Below are 3,209 nucleotides of genomic sequence, written 5' to 3' on the forward strand. Positions count from 1 at the left end.
CTGTGACGAGAGCGAAGGAAGTCGACCTGCTCCTGGCCGAAGACGAAAGCGATGTGTGGGACCGGGCGGACGAAGGTCGACGGGTCGTCGATGACGCCGTCGCGAACGAGCGACGACCAGAACTGCTTGGAGTGCTCGAACTGCTCGAAGATCTTGACCGCGACCGAGACGTCGACTTCCCCACCGGAGCCGCGATGTGGCGTGTAGCTCAATTCGCACAGCCCGGCGTGTCCGGTGCCGGCGTTGTGCCAGCCGTTCGAGGCTTCGCCGGCGAACTCGTCGTGGGCTTCGAACAGGCGAATGCGGGCGTTTGGCTTCAGGCGACGCAGCATGATGCCCAGCGACGCGCTCATGATCCCGCTGCCGACAAGGACGATGTCGACATCGGACGTCGCCGCTTCGTTATGGTTGACGTCTTCCATAAAAGAGGGTAGCTTACCGCTGTGCCGAAGGTAGCACAACACATTGTCGAAGCCCGGCGAGCCCGGGCCGCGGCGCTGCTACGCGAGCACCGCTACCTCGGCGTGGGAGAGGTCGCCAAGCGACTCGGCGTCAGTGAAAACACGGCAAGACGCGACCTGGCGGTCCTGGCCGAGCGGTCGCAGGCCCAGCGGACCTTCGGCGGGGCGGTCGCCGCGAGAGATCACCTGCAGGACTGGAACAGGCGGTTCGCCAGCTTCGCCGCACGTCTTGAGTCGGCCGCGGACGCGAAACGCGCGGTCGCTGATCGCGCGGCCAAGCTGATCGAATCGGACATGACCGTCTTCCTCGACGCCGGCTCGACGGGAGCCTTCGTCGCCGAGGCACTGGCGGCAATGTCGGTCCGCGGCGTGACGGTCTTCACGCACTCGCTCGCTGTCGCAGCGAGGCTTGGCCGGGCCGAGCACTTGGTGGTTCAGGTTCTGTCGGGAAGGCTCCTGGCGAGGCAGGCGGCGTTGCTCGATGAATCGACACTGAAGCAGGCGAGTGCGTTGCGGTGCGACCTTGCGATCCTTGGGGCCGAGGCGTTTGACGCGTCGGGGGCGTGGAACTCCATCAACGAGGTCGTCGATCTTCAGCGGCGGGTCATCGTCGCCTCGGACACGACGGCCATCTGTTGCGACGCGACGAAGTGTTCGCGACGTGCTCCGGCGTTGCTCGCGGGTTGGGATGAGATCGATCTACTTGTCACCGACGCGTCCGCGGCCGACCTGCGTCGGGCTGGCGTGCCCGGCGGTCGCGAGCGGGTGTTGCGGCCCAGGAGCAAGCGGGCATGAGCGACAAGCGTGCTGCCGCGTACATCGCCGTCGACCTCGGTGCCGAGAGCGGTCGGGTGATGCTGGGGCGTGTCACAAGCGACCGCATCGAGCTCGAGGAAGTCCATCGTTTCCCGGAGCACCATCACCACGTCGACGGCTTCGATCGGTGGAACATCGAGGCCATTGAGCGCGACATCCGAAATGGCGTGCAGAAGGCGCTCGAGAGGGAACCCGCCGCGAAAAGCGTCAGCGTGGACACGTGGGGCGTCGACTTCGTCGGCCTACGCGATGACGGCACGGCTGGTGCCGACCCGATCATGTACCGCGCCGTCCCGACGGCCGAGGTCTTTGCCCGCGTCATCGGCGACGTGGAGTCGGCGCGGCGGGTGTACGACGCGACGGGCATTCAGTTCCTGCCATTCAACACGCTCTTCCAGTGGGCCGCCGAGCAGGCCGGTGGGCGTTTGGGTTCCAAGGCCCTCTTGATGGCGGACTACTTCAACTGGCGTCTAACGGGTCAGCCCGTGGCGTCGGCAAAGCAAGAGGTTTCGCTTGCCAGCACGACGCAGGCCTACGACCCGCGGCGACAACAGTGGGCCGATGCGTTGCTCGAGGAACACGGCATTCCGCCGAGCCTGCTGCCGGAGATTGTCCTCAGTGGCACCGACATCGGTTCATTGGACGGCTCGACGACGCGCGTCGTTGCCACGTGCAGTCACGACACCGGCAATGCCGTCGCCGCGACGCCGCTGAAGCCGAGCAGTGCGTATTTGTCGAGCGGTTCATGGTCGTTGCTTGGTGTGGAGCTGCCAGAGCCGACGATCAACGAGACCACACGGCGCTTCGGCTTCACCACTGAGGTTGGTTTTGGTCACACGATCCGACTTCTGAAGAACATCAGCGGATTGTTCCTGGTTCAGGAGTCCCGGAAAGACTTCGAAGGAGAACCGTCGTACTCCGACCTCGCCGAGATGGCGGAAGCGGCAGAGCCGGCGCGCTCATTCATCCAGCCAGACGCCGAGCCGTTCGCGACGGGTGGCGGGATGGTCGAGAAGATTCGCCGTTATTGCCGCGAGACGGATCAGCGCGAGCCACAGACGCCGGGGCAGGTCGTCCGCTGCTGCTACGAGTCGCTCGCGATGCTTTACGGCGTCACACTCGACGGGCTGGCCGAGGTCACGGGCGCTCACCCGACGTCGCTGAACATCGTCGGCGGCGGGAGCCAGGCGAGGCTCTTGAATCAGCTTGCCGCCGACGCGACGGGCGTCCCCGTCGAGGCCGGCCCGGTCGAAGCGACGGCGCTTGGCAACGTCGGCATCCAGGCGATCGCCGCCGGGCAACTGGCCGACCTGAGCGAGCTTCGCCGACTCGTTCGCGCTTCGAGCAACCTCCAGACGTTCCAGCCCGCTGGCGACCTCGCGAGCCACGCCGATCGCTTCAACGCACTCCCGACTTCATGAAACCGTCCGACTTCAAGCACGTCAGCTACCTCTGGGACGACGCTAAGGCCCCGACCGATCCGGTCGAACTGCTTGTCTACCGCAGCAACTGCCTCGGCAGCGACCAACGCGTCACCAACACCGGCGGCGGCAACACGAGCAACAAGATCGCCGAGCACGATCCGCTCACCGGCGAAGCCGTCGACGTCCTCTGGGTCAAAGGCTCCGGCGGCGACCTGCGAACGAGCAAGCGGGCCAACTTCAGCAGTCTCTACCAGGACAAGCTGCAGAGCCTCACGCCCAAGTTCGGCAACGCCGAGCCCAAGAGCCAAGAGGAGGACGCGATGGTCGGGATGTACCCGCACTGCACGTTCAACCTCAACCCGCGGCCGAGCAGCATCGACACGCCGTTGCACGCGTTTATTCCGCACAAGTACGTGGACCACATGCACCCGAACGCGGTCATCGCGATCGCCGCGTGCAAGGACCAGGAGCGGCTGAACCAAGAAGTCTTCGGCGGCCAGCTCGCGTA

The 3,209-nt window shown here is 65.6% G+C and carries 4 protein-coding genes; 3 read left to right on the forward strand and 1 reads right to left on the reverse strand.

Annotated elements, in window-relative coordinates; all coding sequences use genetic code 11:
- On the reverse strand, positions 1–422 hold a 422-nt coding region (locus AAGI46_16545; GenBank protein ID MEM1013816.1), incomplete at its 3' end, for a malate:quinone oxidoreductase.
- A 21-nt stretch (positions 423–443) separates the two neighbouring features.
- Here AAGI46_16545 and AAGI46_16550 point away from each other — a divergent pair.
- The 3 genes from AAGI46_16550 to AAGI46_16560 all read left to right on the forward strand — a co-directional run.
- On the forward strand, positions 444–1,256 hold the full coding sequence (locus AAGI46_16550; GenBank protein ID MEM1013817.1) for a DeoR/GlpR family DNA-binding transcription regulator: 813 nt from the start codon (positions 444–446) through the stop codon (positions 1,254–1,256).
- The gene (locus AAGI46_16555) at positions 1,253–2,698 is read left to right on the forward strand and encodes an FGGY-family carbohydrate kinase (GenBank protein MEM1013818.1); all 1,446 of its coding nucleotides are present in this window, start codon (positions 1,253–1,255) and stop codon (positions 2,696–2,698) included. The genes AAGI46_16550 and AAGI46_16555 overlap by 4 nt, the downstream gene beginning before the upstream one ends.
- The coding region (locus AAGI46_16560; GenBank protein ID MEM1013819.1) for a class II aldolase/adducin family protein at positions 2,695–3,209 on the forward strand (515 nt) is incomplete at its 3' end. The genes AAGI46_16555 and AAGI46_16560, both read left to right, overlap by 4 nt.

The organism is Planctomycetota bacterium, from assembly GCA_038746835.1.
Lineage (GTDB): Bacteria > Planctomycetota > Phycisphaerae > Tepidisphaerales > Tepidisphaeraceae > JBCDKH01.